Below are 13,719 nucleotides of genomic sequence, written 5' to 3' on the forward strand. Positions count from 1 at the left end.
CATGCAATACTTTCCGTAAAGTATTCATTTAATGGATTTTTATGCGAAATCACGTCCGTTTCTAGTTTCCATTTAAGCCTTTGTTGGAACTGCGAATCTCAGGCTTTTTCAGGTAATAATCTTTTCAAGGACATGAAAAAAAATGCGGGTTTTATCCAAGGTCAAAATCCCAAGAACGCCCCCCGCATTTCCCTGTCATTGCACTTAACTTATTAACGTCTTGCGAACAAGTGAGTGCTTAGCTTCTTAATTTTTAACGTCTTAACTGGTTAGCTTCTTAGGTAATTAGCTGCCTAACGTTGCAACCATGACTGCTTTGATGGTGTGCATGCGGTTTTCTGCTTCATCGAACACGATAGAGTATTCAGACTCGACCACTTCATCCGTCACTTCTACGCCATCTTTAAGCTGCGGATATTCAGCAGCAAGCTGTTTGCCTACTGTGGTATCTTCGCCGTGGAAAGCAGGTAGGCAGTGCATGAATTTCACATGTGGGTTGCCTGTTGCCTTGATCATGTCCATGTTGACTTGGTAAGGCATCATTAGGTTAATACGCTCAGCCCACGCTTCTTTCGCTTCGCCCATAGATACCCAAACGTCGGTGTACAGGAAGTCACAACCTTGCACGCCTTCTTGAACATCTTCAGTCAGTGTAATTTTGCCACCTGTGTGCTCTGCGATTTCACGACACTGAGCCAATAGTTCTTCTTGTGGCCAGAACTGTTTTGGAGCAACAAGGCGAATGTCCATGCCCATTTTCGCTGCGCCAACCATCAGAGAGTTACCCATGTTGTTGCGAGCATCACCTAGGTAAGCAAAGCTGATTTCATGCAGTTGTTTACCACGGCCGTATTCCGTCATGGTTAGGAAGTCAGCAAGAATTTGTGTAGGGTGGAATTCGTCAGTCAGACCATTCCATACTGGAACTCCAGCGTAAGCGCCTAGCTCTTCAACAATCTCTTGACCGAAGCCGCGGTATTCAATGCCATCGTACATACGGCCAAGAACGCGAGCGGTATCTTTCATTGATTCTTTGTGGCCAATTTGAGAGCCAGATGGGCCTAAGTAAGACACGCGAGCGCCTTGGTCGAATGCCGCTACTTCGAATGCACAGCGAGTACGAGTTGAGGTTTTCTCAAAGATAAGCGCAATGTTTTTGCCAGTTAGTGTTGGCTGTTCGTAACCGTTGTACTTCGCTTTTTTTAGCTCCATAGAAAGATCTAATAAGTGTTGAATTTCGCGTGGAGTGAAATCTAGTAGTTTTAGGAAGTTACGATTGCGTAGGTTAAAAGCCATGATGTATTCCTTCTTAGATTTAGGCGCTTTCTTGTTACAGGGAAAGAAAATTCAAGAAAGCGCGATTCAATTTTTGTGTATTAATTTCAGTTCAAACGGTGATTCAGTTTTCTCGCAAGGTTTGAAAAGCTCGCGAGTAGATTAATCTTTGGTGATGTTGGTGCCCGCCAAGCCTTGCAGGATTTGCAAACCATCTTCGAGTGCACCAATACCGACGACTTTGCCGCCTTGCTGAATGAATTCGCACGATGCTTCAATTTTTGGTCCCATAGAGCCTGCATCAAATTCGAATTTCGCCAGTTCACTTGGTGTGGTGCTGCGCAGTGCGTGTTGAGTCGGTTTGCCCCAATCCAGGTACACAGCGTCTGCATCGGTCAGAATCAGTAGCGCATCCGCATCCAGTTGTTTCGCTAAGAAAGCCGCAGACATGTCTTTGTCGATAACAGCTTCCACACCGACTAATTTGCCATTCTCTTTTTTCACTGGGATGCCGCCGCCGCCAGTACAGATCACGAGGTGGCCTGCATCGATAAGCTGAGTGATCGCTTCGTGTTCAACAATGCCGGTAGGGCGTGGGCTTGGCACAACGCGACGGAAGTGTTGGCCGTCTGGTTTGACGATCCAGTGGAATTTCTCCGCCAATTCACGCGCTTCCGCTTCTTCGTAGATCGGGCCAATCGGCTTCGTTGGATCGGCGAATGCAGGATCGTTTGGATCAACGGTCATTTGCGTCAACATGCACGAGATGTTGCGGTTAGGTAGATAGTTCTTGAACTCTTGCATCAGCATGTAGCCGATCATGCCTTGAGTCTCACTGCCCAATACATCTAGCGGATACGGGTTTACTTTTTTGTATTCCAAACCTTGCAGAGCCAGTAAACCAACTTGTGGGCCATTACCATGTACTAGAACCACGTTGTACACTTTCGCGATTTCAGAGATGGTTTTAACCGCTGTTTCAATATTACGGCGTTGAACATCGGCTTCTAACGGCTCACCGCGACGAAGTAGGGCATTACCGCCGAGTGCAACAACAACAGTTTGCTTAGTCATAATTGTGTTCTCTCATTTTGGCCAAGCTGAGATTATTTAAGATCATTCAACTTGGCCGTTTTCGTCTTAGTGATTAGATACCATCACGCTCAATTGGGCAGCTCATGCAGCGTGCGCCACCGCGACCGCGGCCAAGTTCATCTCCAGGGATAGGAAGAACTGTGATGCCTGCTTTATCGTATTTTTCATTGGTGTAGGTGTTGCCTTCGTAGCCAATCACAACGCCAGGTTTAACCGTTAGAACGTTGTTTGCATCGTTCCACTGTTCACGTTCTGCATGGAAGTTGTCACCACCGGTCGTGATTAGGTTTAGCTTGTCTACGCCAAGTGCTTTTTCGATAGCTGTTACGAAGTAGCCTTCTTCTTTCACTTTCACTGCGCCAGACTCATCACCAGTTAGGTTCCAGCACTGTACGTCTTTACTCACCACTTCCGGGTAAACAGAGAACGTATCTTCGTTCATGTGCGTCATAACGGTGTCTAAGTGCATGCAAGAGCGGTGTTTTGGTAGCTGCATTGCGATAACTTGTTTCGCTTGACCGTGTTTGAATAGGCTAGATGCTAAGTGCTCAACACCTTGTGCTGTTGTACGCTCAGACATACCGATAAGAACCGTGCCGCGACCGATTACAAGAACGTCACCGCCTTCAATGGTTGAGTTGTCGTAGCTGATGTTTTCTTCATCGCCGAAGTACTTAATGAAGTCTTGGCCAGCAAATGTTGGGTGCCAGCGGTAAATAGCGCGAACGTGGTTGGTTTCACGTTGACGAGCAGGTTTCGCCATCGGGTTGATGGATACGCCACCGTATACCCAGCAAGATGTGTCACGAGTAAATAGGTGGTTTGGTAGCGGTTCGATAATGAAGTCGCTTGGTGCGTGCATGCCTTGCATCATTGAAGATGATTTCATTGGCATCTCAGCGTAAGACAGACCACCCGTTAGGATTTTTGCTAGTTCTAGGTTTGGTAAGTCGCCCAAGTAGCAGCGCACATCGTTAGCAAAGGTTTTGCCTAAGCGGTAATCAGAAACTTGATGATTCAAAAGCCAATCTTTCGCTTCTGGCACTGCTAGCGTGTCTGCTAGTAGGTCAGTAAGAAGAAGAACTTCAACACCTTGATCACGCAGCGTTTGAGTAAATGCGTCATGCTCTTTACCAGCACGTTCAACAGCCAGTACGTCATCAAATAGTAAATCGTGACAGTTAGAGGGTGTTAGGTGAGTCAGTGCGCGTCTTGGACGGTGAACTAGAACGCGGCGTAATTGACCTATTTCAGAACCTACATAGAACTTACTCATGATCGTCTCTCTCTTATATATTTGAATTACTTTTATCGCTAAGAGTAATTATTTATTTTCAGTTGAGAAGAATGAATTATTTATTCATATCTCTTGTCTGGAATTAATATTACGCCTGCTAGTCAGGTATTCTTAGAGATCTATCACAAATCGTTTTTTATCCCGCAGCCCTTTGAAATTAAGGGTTTTAACAAACTTTATGCACTTTCAGTTATGAATAATACATTCTAAATAGTTAGCAGTTAGGGAACTTTATGCACGCTTTTTTGACGAAACTTACTAGAATCTAATTTACGAGAGATTATATGCAGAATAGTTTTATTGATAAGAGTGTACTTAGCTTGGAAGTATGCAGTGTTTTTATTTAGATATTTAATTTTGGATGTGGAATTAATTGTTTATTAACAAAGTAAATGCGAATAAAGCTGTTGCGATCACATTTTAAAATCGGCTTTTTAAGTGTGTTTTTTGATAGAAAAGGGCATTAATCCTCGTCTGTTTATTAGGCTATTAATTACTTTAAATATAATTAACGCTAATAAGTGACTAACTATTTGTTTAAACATCATGGTTGAAAATAGAGTGTTATTTCATCAAGAAAATTAGATGTTTAAAAGTAGGATTGATTCTTCTATTGCGAGTGCTTTGAGTTTGGTTGAGCTTGGCTACGAACAGAAGAACCTTGAATATCGCGTGTATGGCTTTGAGGAGCTGTTTCAGTGGCAGAGGGTTACATTGAGAGGGAACAATAAAAAAGCCGCTGTGAGAAGCGGCTTTGGATGAGAAAGGAGTGAAGTGCTGTTAGTTAGATCAGCGCACCAATACTCAGTACAACAATGCAGAACACCATCAATATACCGACTAGTGGCATCACCCATTTAACCCAGCGCACGTAAGGGACACGAGCAATCGCCAAACCACCCATCACCACCGCGGAGGTTGGGGTGATTAGGTTCACCAAGCCAGATGCAGATTGGTACGCAGTGATAACCAAGTCACGACCTACGCCAGCAAAGTCGGCCAGTGGTGCCATGATTGGCATGGTCAGTACCGCTAAGCCAGAGGTCGATGGCACTAAGAACGACAGTAGAATCTCTAAGAAGAACATCACGTTAATGAAGATAACCGAAGAAAGCCCCGTTACCATCTGTTCTGCTGAGAAGAGAATGGTATCGGTGATCATACCGCGGTCCATCACCACTACGATACCACGTGCAATACCTATGATGAGCGCAACGCCAAGTAGGTCGCGGGCACCATCAATGAAGCTGGTGGTAAACTCTTCTTCGCTCATGCGAGCCACAATACCAACGATGATGGTTGCTGCTAAGAACATCGCTGAGATCTCAGCCATCCACCATCCAGCAACGGATACACCATAAATCATTACAGCGAACGAGCCACCAAAAATGGTCAGAATCAGTTTGCGAGTCGCGGTGAATTCAAGTTTTTCGCCGCTCGCATTACCTAAGAAGTGCGCTTTGTTCTCTTCGTATTTGTCGTAGACAATTGATGTTGTTGGATCGGCTTGAACCATTCTTGCGTAACGCATTACGTAGGCAACACAAATACCCCAACCAATAATCAACATCGCAATGCGCAACACGATACCGTCTGTAAATGGAATACCAGAGGCGTTGGCAGCGATCACGGTTGCGAATGGGTTAATCGTTGAACCCAGCACCCCAATACCTGCACCAAGCAGTACGGTCGCAGCGGCAACAAGAGGGTCAAAGCGAGCTGCCATCATTACCGGCACTAGCAATGTATAGAAGGGCAGTGATTCTTCCGCCATGCCGTAGACGGTACCACCTGCGGCAAATAGCGCCATCAGTATTGGTATCATCAACTCTTCTCGCCCTTCTAAGCGGGCGGTGACGCGCTCGATACCGGCATCAATGGCACCCGTTTTGGTTACTAGCCCTAAGAAGCCACCAATGATTAAGATGAACAGCGAAACGTCGATAGCCGCCGCTTCATAGCTATTGTGGTCATAGAAGCCGTCAATAGGCGCGAGCAGTACATCAATCACGCCTTGAGGGTTACCTTCTACCGCTTGATAGGTTCCGGTTACGGGTACTTCTCGGCCTAGCTCTTCATTCATTGCACGGTCGTATTGGCCTGCTGGAACAATCCAGGTAAGCAGTGCGACGAACGCAATCAGAATAAATAGAATGGTGTAGGCAGAAGGGAATTTAAAGTTGGCAAAGAAGCCGCCCTTTTTTTTCTCGCTTGGTATCGTTTGAGTTGTCATGGCTATCTCCTTACATCATCTTAAATAGAAGTGATGTGAATTAGCGACTAATGATTTATAGATTGTAAATACACGGACACTTATAAAGCACTCAACGATATAAAGTTGCTGACTTTAAATTAAGGTTGTTTTTATATTTACTAATCCAAATGAAGTTAGATTTAATTTAGCTGCGGTTATTTTATTCCTTACTCCGGTATTTAAGTTTGGTGCTGTTCACAAAAATAATGGCTAATAAAAGGGCTAAAAAATGGCAGAAAATCGTCAAGGTTTTTTGGTTAGTTAGCTTGGATTAATATTCGTTTTGGATTAACTGGAAGTGGAAGGAGATTGATTTGGTAGGTGTTGTTTATGATTAGGCAGAATAATCTTGGAATTTTATTCAAACTTTATTTTTAGGCGGTTTTTAAAGTTTATAATGGTTATTTGATGCGTATCAAATAACACATTGAGCAGAAAACAAAAAAGGAAGCCGAAGCTTCCTTTTAAATGTTCAATCACCAGCGAATGTTAGATAAACAGACCGCCGAATGCGAAGCCGAGTGCTACCGCAGTACTGATTGTTACCACACCTGGAATGAAGAATGGGTGGTTGAATACGTAGTTACCGATACGCGTTGAGCCTGTGTCATCCATCTCAACCGCTGCTAGTAGCGTAGGGTAAGTTGGAAGTACGAACAGCGCACTTACCGCAGCAAAAGAAGCAACGGCTGTTAGTGGTGCTACGCCAATCGCTAGTGCTGCAGGCATCAGTGCAACTGTTGTTGCGCCTTGAGAGTAAAGCAGCATAGAAGCGAAGAACAGAACAAGAGCCAGCATCCATGGGTAGTCAGCCAGTAGAGCGCCTGCTACGTCTTTGATTTCAGCAACGTGTGCGTTTACAAACGTTGAACCTAACCAAGCCACACCAAGTACACATACACATGCCGTCATACCAGAACGGAACGTTGGTGCTGAAGAAATCTTCGCTGCATCAATCTTAGTGAACATCACGATAGCCGCTGCTGCTGCCAGCATTACAGACATGATCGCTTCGTTACGACCTAGCGCCGGGTTTTCAATTAGGCCAACAGAGCTAGAGATAGCCGCTGCGTAACAAACCACGAAACCAATTGCAGCTAGGAAGATGTACGTTGCTTTCTTCGCTGTAGGTAGAATTTCGCGTTTCTCTTCTGTTGCTAGCTTGATTAGACCTTTCTCTAGACGTTCTTGATAAACAGGATCGTCTTTCAATTCGCTACCCATGTAGTTAGCAACAACCGCACCAACCATACAAGCGATGAAGGTTGTTGGGATACAAACCATCAATAGCGTTAGGTAATCAACACCAAATGGTGCCAACATTGCTGCGAAAGCCACAACTGCAGCCGAGATTGGCGAAGCTGTGATAGCAATTTGAGAAGCGACAACTGCGATAGACAGTGGACGAGAAGGACGAACACCTTGGCCTTTCGCTACTTCTGCAATAACAGGAAGCGTAGAGAATGCTGTGTGACCAGTACCCGCCATTAATGTCATTACAAAGGTCACAATCGGCGCGTAAAAGGTGATGCGTTCAGGGTGTTTACGCAAAAAGTTTTCGGCAATTTGTACCAACCAGTCCATACCGCCAGCAACTTGCATTGCAGCAATTGCGGTGATAACTGACATGATGATCAAGATTACGTCGATCGGGATGAAAGATTGGCTTGTTGGAACGCCAAGAATAAGTGAAAGGGCAATAACACCAGCACCACCGGCAAAACCAATACCGATACCGCCAATTCTGGCCCCCAAAAAGATAAAGAGCAGGACGACAAACAGTTCTACTGCAATCATAAGTAACACCTCATTTAGATTTTATTATGTGAACATTCGCCGCTGGAATGTTCACATAATAGTTCTATGGTTTAGATTCAATTTGGCAAAAGCGCAACCAACGGAAATCCACAAAATAATCATGGTTAACCGTATTGGAGCCTAAAAAAGGGCTCCGTTTGGAACCCTTTCTCGCTAACTTTATTCGTAGCGCTTCGCTTTATACTGAGGATGCATCAAATTTTCAACAGAGAAAATGTCATCAAGTTCTTCTTCGGTCAATAAACCGCGTTCTAGAACTACATCACGAACACTCTTACCTGTTTCTGCACAGATCTTACCAACAATGTCACCTTCGTGGTGGCCAATGTATGGGTTTAGGTAAGTGACGATACCGATAGAGTTAAATACGTGCGCTTCACATACTTCTTTGTTTACCGTAATGCCGTCTACACACTTGTCGCGCAGGTTCACACAAGCGTTTGTCAGAATGTCTAGAGACTCAAACATGCTTTGTGCAATAACAGGTTCCATTACGTTCAGTTGAAGTTGACCACCTTCCGCAGCGAAAGAAACCGTGTTGTCGTTACCTAGAACTTTGAAGCAAACTTGGTTTACTACTTCAGGTACAACTGGGTTTACTTTAGCAGGCATGATTGAAGAACCTGCTTGCAGTTCAGGTAGGTTTAGCTCGTTCAAACCAGTACGTGGACCTGAAGAAAGTAGACGCAAGTCGTTACAGATCTTAGATAGCTTAACTGCTAGACGCTTAAGTGCGCCGTGCGTCATTACGTATGCGCCACAGTCAGACGTTGCTTCGATTAAATCTTCAGCCGCTACACACTCTAGGCCTGTTACTTCTGCTAGGTGTTTCACTGCTAGGCCTTGGTAACCCGGTGCTGCGTTCAGACCTGTACCGATAGCCGTTGCGCCTAGGTTTACTTCAAGCAGTAGTTTTGAAGTGTATTCTAGGTTTTTGATTTCTTCATTGATGGTTACAGCCCAAGCGTGGAACTCTTGGCCAACCGTCATTGGAACTGCGTCTTGAAGCTGAGTACGACCCATCTTCAAAATCGTGTTGAATTCTTGGCTCTTAAGCTCGAATGCACCTTTTAGGTATTCGATCGCATCAATCAGTTTACGAACGCTGTTGTAAACAGAGATACGGAAGCCAGTTGGGTAAGCACAGTTTGTAGATTGGCTGCGGTTTACATGGTCGTTCGGGTTGATGAACTCGTATTGGCCTTTTTCTTTGCCCATAAGTTCAAGAGCCACGTTCGCAACAACTTCGTTTGCGTTCATGTTTACAGAAGTACCAGCACCACCTTGGAAAACGTCCGATGGGAACTGATCCATGCACTTACCCGTGTCTAGAATTAGGTCACAAGCTTGGATGATGTATTTAGCCACTTCGCTTGGAATTACACCTAACTCTTTGTTTGCTAAAGCCGCTGCTTTCTTAGTCATCACCATACCGCGAACGAATTCAGGTACATCTGAGATCGTTACATTTGAGATGTTGAAGTTTTCAACTGCGCGTAGAGTGTGGATGCCGTAGTAAGCATCAGCCGGAACATGACGTTGACCTAATAGATCTTCTTCGAGACGAGTAGCTTGAGGAGCTTCAACTTGAGCTTCTGATTGAGTAGCCATAACAGGATCCTTAGAGAATTATTCTGATTATATAGTTAGTTATTAGCCTATTCTGTGTGCAAATACTCCGTTCGCTAGAATATTGGGCTGATAAATCCGTCCTGACTTATGTGGCACATGATACTGTACTTAGCGCATAAAAATATTAAGTGGATCACCTTTTTCGGTTTTGTTTCGTCAATATTTTGCAAAGTTATTCTTGGTCAATAAACACGCTTATTTACAGGATAAATTTGAGATTGTTAGGGCTTTCAGCGTAAACTGCAAGTAACAAAGGAGGGCGTGTGTTTCCTATCTTATTATTACTATTTATCTTCGTACCCATCATTGAGATTGGGCTATTTATTCAAGTTGGTGGCTTCTTAGGATTGTGGCCAACTATTGCGTTGGTTTTGATCACTGCATTTGTGGGTGCATCGCTGGTTCGTAGCCAAGGCATTCAGACACTTATGTCTGTGCAAGGTCGTTTGCAACAAGGCGAAATGCCAGCACAACAGATTCTTGAAGGCGTGATGCTTGCAGTTGCCGGTGTATTGCTGCTGACTCCGGGTTTTATGACGGACGCACTCGGTATGTTGGTATTATTGCCAGCACCAAGAGCGATGATTGCCAAGAAAATGATGGAAAAAATGGTGGTGACCAACATGTCTGGTGGTTTCCATGCCGGTGGACAAGCTGGTTTTGGCCAGAGCCCATTTGGACAAGACCCATTCAATCGCGATCCATCTGACCAATCAAAAGACGGCAACACCTTTGAAGGTGAGTTTGAGAAGAAAGACGACGACAACGATCGTAACCGCTTAAACTAATTAATTTTTTCTCTCTTTATATAGAGGGAAAACAGAAAAGGCTCTTACCTTTATCCTTCGCAAGAAAGTGATAATGGTAAGAGCCTTTTTTATTGTCTGTCGCTAGCTGTTACTTACTGTTTACTATCGATAACAGATAACAGATAACAGATAACAGATAACAGATAAGCTTGAGTGTTCGGTTATACCGCGCCTTCAAAACCCATTTGTCGCCATGCTTCAAAAGCAATGATTGCCACTGCGTTAGACAGGTTCAGGCTGCGCGCGTCTGGCATCATTGGAATACGAATGCGTTGTTCCATTGGCATACTTTCGATGAATTCAGCAGGCAGCCCGCGAGTCTCTGGGCCAAACATCAACACATCACCTTGTTGGAATTTTGCATCAACGTGGTGACCTGTCGTTTTAGTGGTGCAGGCAAAGATGCGGAAGTCACCCTCGCGTTCATTCTCAAGATACTCAAGGAAAGCTTCTAGGTTCTTGTGACGCTTAACTCGCGCAAGGTCGTGGTAATCCAAGCCAGCACGACGAACCTTCTTCTCTTCAAAATCAAAGCCAAGCGGTTCAATCAGGTGCAGGTTTGCACCGCAGTTAGCACATAGGCGGATGATGTTACCCGTATTGGGTGCAATTTCTGGTTCGTATAGAGCGATATCAAACATGTTGGTTCACAAGAGTAATCAAAGATAGCCCGAGTATACGGTGGCAAGCTGAGTGAGTACAGTTCGCCACCGTCACCATTCGCTTACGCTTGGTTCGTTAGTGCTTGCGCGTAGTTTTCAGATACGGCATTCCAATTCACCACGTTCCACCATGCATTGATGTAATCAGGACGACGGTTTTGGTAGCTGATGTAGTAGGCGTGTTCCCAAACATCGAGCGCGAGAATCGGTTCGCCATCACTCGCCACGGTATCCATCCACGGATTATCTTGGTTCGAGGTTGAGATGATCTTCAGTTGCCCTTGCTCTACCACTAGCCAAGCAAAGCCGGAGCCAAAGGTATTGATCGCCGCTTGGGCGAACTGATCTTGGAATGTCTCGAAATCACCGAAGGTACTCTTGATAGCCTCACCAAGCTCGCCCGTAGGTTCACCACCACCGTCTTGCGACATGCAATTCCAATACAAGATGTGATTGTAGTAGCCACCACCATTGTTACGCACGTCAGGGCTGTGCTGAGATATGTTGGCAAAGATCTCGGTCAGAGATTGCTGTTCTAGCTCGCTGCCAGACACCGCCGCAACAAACTTATCGTAGTAGGTTCTATGGTGCTTGCTGTAATGCACTTCCATTGTCTTAGCGTCAATGTAAGGCTCTAGGGCATCGTAAGCGTAGGGTAAAGCAGGGAAAGTGTGCGACATGGTAAATCCTCCTTAATTAGAGGATTTACCATAATGACAATCATTATCAACTGCGATCTTTGTGGGGGTATTACACCGGTAAGATAGGCAGGGTGATTTCGAGTTGTAATCCACCGAGCTGGCTGCGGGTTGCGGTGATGGTTCCGCTGTGTTGGCGAATCGCACTTTCAGTAATGGTTAATCCAAGCCCTGTGCCGCCAGAGTTTCTGTCACGCGCTGTTGAGACACGGTAGAAAGGTCTGAAGATAGAATCGAGTTCATCCTCTGGAACACCATCACCATTATCATTGACGCAAATTGTTAGCTGATCTTGAACCACATGGAACTGTACATCCACTTGGTCTTTACCGTAGTAGATGGCATTGCGTGTAATGTTGTCTAGCGCACTCATCAGCAGTTTAGGGTTCCCCGAAATAGAGCGTTCTGGGATCTCCGAGAACGTCAGTTGTTTGCCCATCTGTTCGGCTTCAAACTCTGCGTCTTTTAAGATCTCTTCCCATAGGCTCGAGATAGGCTGAACCTCACGAGTAATATGGCTGTCGACCTGCATACGAGATAGCGTTAGCAGCTCACTGATCATCTGTTCCAAACGCTGTGCTTCGGTATCAATGCGTTCTAACTCTTGGCTCTCGCCTTGTTTACGAATCGCCAGTGCATTGGCCATGCGAAGACGTGTCAGTGGCGAGCGGAGCTCGTGTGAGATATCAGAGAGCAGGCGTTGTTGCCCCGAAATCATCTGGTTTACCGCTTCTACCATCTGGTTAAAGCTTTCACCAGCTTGTCTGAACTCTGAAGTACCTTTTTCGAGTGTTGGATCGACCTCGAATTGACCTTTCGCCACGCGTTGTGCCGCGCGTTCTAGCCTGCGAGCAGGTTGGCTGAGTGCCCAAGCTAACCAAAGTAATAGCGGGGTACTCGCCAACATCACGGCAAGCAATAGCTGCAGAGGTCTATCAAACAGGCGCAGTAAGAATGGCGGTGGTTGGTTCCACTTCACTCCGGCATACATCAGCAACTCTTCACCAGCGAGAGTAATTGGCACTGGCCCTGCGACCATGTAGTGTCCGTAGAGTTTTTGCTTCGGCATCTCAGGGTTATCAATCGAGGTAACAAAGTTACGAATCGCCTTTAGCTTATAGTCTGAATGCCTTTTCGAGGTAAGGACTGCGCCCTCAAGATCGGTCAGGTAGATGCGAGCTCTAGAATCCTTGCGGCTGCGTGGTGCCTCCAGTTGGAAGACAATCTTGCCCAGATTAGGTTCTTTGGCGTAGCGTTTCTCTGTGATTTTAGCGATACGCTCGAGTTTATCGAGGTGATCTGCGGGCACATCTCGCGCGACTCGAGGGTCTAAATGGGGAAGTGACAGCACCGACAAAAGCACCAGTAACATGGTGAACCAAAAGATAGCAAAGATACGTCCATATAAGCTGGTGATTTTAGGTATACGCATTAATCTTCCTCTACCAATAAGTAGCCACGGCCTCGTAAGGTTTTGATGCGTGATTTGCCGTCAGTGCGCTCAGGAATCTTCTTACGTAGATTAGAGATGTGCATGTCTATCGCGCGGTCAAACGCTGCGAGCCTTTTACCCAGCACATCCAAACTCAATGCTTCTTTGGTGATCACTTGCCCTGGGTTTTGGATAAGGTGACTCAGTAGGGCGAACTCGGTTGTGGTGAGGTCGATGAGCTCCCCATTGCAGTAGGCTTCTTGTTTGCCAGGGAAGACTTCGATGTCTTGATATTGAACTCTATCACTGGCCGCCTTAGGTGCGGTGTTGGTTTGAGTACGACGCAAGATAGCTCGAATACGCGCTAACAACTCTCGGTCACTGAAAGGTTTAGGCAGGTAATCATCCGCGCCAAGTTCAAGACCAATCACACGGTCGATCTCTTCGCCTTTTGCGGTCAGCATCAGCACTGGTGTTTCCCAATTTTCTCTCAGTTTCTTTAGTGTTTCCATGCCATTAAGACGCGGCATCATCACATCCAAAAGAATCAGGTCAATCTCATCATTGATAGCTTCCAGCCCTGCATAGCCATCATTGGCTTCGGAAACAGTGAAGCCCTCAAAGCTCAGAATGTCTTTGAGTAAGCTGGTTAACTCGGTGTCGTCATCAATAAGAAGAATGTTCGCCATTGGGAAGCCTTAATTGGTTATTTACAGGTTAATAATACTGCTAATTATTCGTCAACTT

11 protein-coding genes are annotated in these 13,719 nt (G+C 45.5%); 1 reads left to right on the top strand and 10 read right to left on the bottom strand.

Annotated elements, in window-relative coordinates; all coding sequences use genetic code 11:
• Positions 1 to 285 precede the first annotated feature (285 nt).
• The 6 genes from AB4493_RS01785 to aspA all read right to left on the bottom strand — a co-directional run bounded on the left by AB4493_RS01785 (position 286) and on the right by aspA (position 9,350).
• Positions 286 to 1,296: an ornithine carbamoyltransferase gene (locus AB4493_RS01785; protein ID WP_004729719.1), complete on the bottom strand. Its 1,011-nt coding sequence runs from the start codon at positions 1,294 to 1,296 to the stop codon at positions 286 to 288.
• A gap of 141 nt (positions 1,297 to 1,437) precedes the next feature.
• On the bottom strand, positions 1,438 to 2,349 hold the full coding sequence (gene arcC, locus AB4493_RS01790; protein ID WP_017062723.1) for a carbamate kinase: 912 nt from the start codon (positions 2,347 to 2,349) through the stop codon (positions 1,438 to 1,440).
• A gap of 73 nt (positions 2,350 to 2,422) precedes the next feature.
• The gene (gene arcA, locus AB4493_RS01795) at positions 2,423 to 3,646 is read right to left on the bottom strand and encodes an arginine deiminase (RefSeq protein ID WP_372154429.1); all 1,224 of its coding nucleotides are present in this window, start codon (positions 3,644 to 3,646) and stop codon (positions 2,423 to 2,425) included.
• 805 nt (positions 3,647 to 4,451) lie between these two features.
• Positions 4,452 to 5,900: a YfcC family protein gene (locus AB4493_RS01800; protein ID WP_017062726.1), complete on the bottom strand. Its 1,449-nt coding sequence runs from the start codon at positions 5,898 to 5,900 to the stop codon at positions 4,452 to 4,454.
• A 510-nt stretch (positions 5,901 to 6,410) separates the two neighbouring features.
• Positions 6,411 to 7,718, bottom strand: a complete 1,308-nt coding sequence (locus AB4493_RS01805) for an anaerobic C4-dicarboxylate transporter (protein ID WP_017061168.1) — start codon at positions 7,716 to 7,718, stop codon at positions 6,411 to 6,413.
• A gap of 180 nt (positions 7,719 to 7,898) precedes the next feature.
• Complete coding sequence (gene aspA, locus AB4493_RS01810; protein WP_017063668.1) at positions 7,899 to 9,350, bottom strand: aspartate ammonia-lyase; 1,452 nt, start codon at positions 9,348 to 9,350, stop codon at positions 7,899 to 7,901.
• A gap of 284 nt (positions 9,351 to 9,634) precedes the next feature.
• On the opposite strand from aspA, the gene AB4493_RS01815 reads away from it, so the two are divergent.
• The gene (locus AB4493_RS01815) at positions 9,635 to 10,159 is read left to right on the top strand and encodes an FxsA family protein (protein ID WP_012604974.1); all 525 of its coding nucleotides are present in this window, start codon (positions 9,635 to 9,637) and stop codon (positions 10,157 to 10,159) included.
• Positions 10,160 to 10,341: 182 nt separating this feature from the next.
• On the opposite strand, the gene trmL is transcribed toward AB4493_RS01815, so the two are convergent.
• From trmL to AB4493_RS01835, 4 genes are all read right to left on the bottom strand, one after another.
• A complete protein-coding gene (gene trmL / locus AB4493_RS01820) occupies positions 10,342 to 10,821 on the bottom strand; it encodes a tRNA (uridine(34)/cytosine(34)/5-carboxymethylaminomethyluridine(34)-2'-O)-methyltransferase TrmL (RefSeq protein WP_009844716.1) in 480 nt (159 codons plus the stop codon).
• A gap of 83 nt (positions 10,822 to 10,904) precedes the next feature.
• Entirely contained in the window at positions 10,905 to 11,522 is a 618-nt protein-coding gene (locus tag AB4493_RS01825) for a superoxide dismutase (protein WP_102320305.1), read from the bottom strand.
• A gap of 70 nt (positions 11,523 to 11,592) precedes the next feature.
• Entirely contained in the window at positions 11,593 to 12,972 is a 1,380-nt protein-coding gene (gene cpxA, locus AB4493_RS01830; RefSeq protein WP_017066565.1) for an envelope stress sensor histidine kinase CpxA, read from the bottom strand.
• The gene (locus tag AB4493_RS01835; protein ID WP_017061163.1) at positions 12,972 to 13,661 is read right to left on the bottom strand and encodes a response regulator; all 690 of its coding nucleotides are present in this window, start codon (positions 13,659 to 13,661) and stop codon (positions 12,972 to 12,974) included. The genes cpxA and AB4493_RS01835 overlap by 1 nt, the downstream gene beginning before the upstream one ends.
• Between the last annotated feature and the right edge of the window lie 58 nt (positions 13,662 to 13,719).

It is taken from the genome of Vibrio sp. 10N.222.55.A1, assembly GCF_041473835.1.
GTDB lineage: Bacteria > Pseudomonadota > Gammaproteobacteria > Enterobacterales > Vibrionaceae > Vibrio > Vibrio crassostreae_C.

Excerpts from the sequence above, each read along its gene's own strand:
- arcA (WP_372154429.1), bottom strand. The coding sequence starts at position 3,646 with ATGAGTAAGTTCTATGTAGGTTCTGAAATAGGTCAATTACGCCGCGTT.
- trmL (WP_009844716.1), bottom strand. The coding sequence starts at position 10,821 with ATGTTTGATATCGCTCTATACGAACCAGAAATTGCACCCAATACGGGT.
- AB4493_RS01785 (WP_004729719.1), bottom strand. The coding sequence starts at position 1,296 with ATGGCTTTTAACCTACGCAATCGTAACTTCCTAAAACTACTAGATTTC.
- AB4493_RS01835 (WP_017061163.1), bottom strand. The coding sequence starts at position 13,661 with ATGGCGAACATTCTTCTTATTGATGACGACACCGAGTTAACCAGCTTA.
- AB4493_RS01825 (WP_102320305.1), bottom strand. The coding sequence starts at position 11,522 with ATGTCGCACACTTTCCCTGCTTTACCCTACGCTTACGATGCCCTAGAG.
- AB4493_RS01800 (WP_017062726.1), bottom strand. The coding sequence starts at position 5,900 with ATGACAACTCAAACGATACCAAGCGAGAAAAAAAAGGGCGGCTTCTTT.
- arcC (WP_017062723.1), bottom strand. The coding sequence starts at position 2,349 with ATGACTAAGCAAACTGTTGTTGTTGCACTCGGCGGTAATGCCCTACTT.
- aspA (WP_017063668.1), bottom strand. The coding sequence starts at position 9,350 with ATGGCTACTCAATCAGAAGCTCAAGTTGAAGCTCCTCAAGCTACTCGT.
- AB4493_RS01805 (WP_017061168.1), bottom strand. The coding sequence starts at position 7,718 with ATGATTGCAGTAGAACTGTTTGTCGTCCTGCTCTTTATCTTTTTGGGG.
- cpxA (WP_017066565.1), bottom strand. The coding sequence starts at position 12,972 with ATGCGTATACCTAAAATCACCAGCTTATATGGACGTATCTTTGCTATC.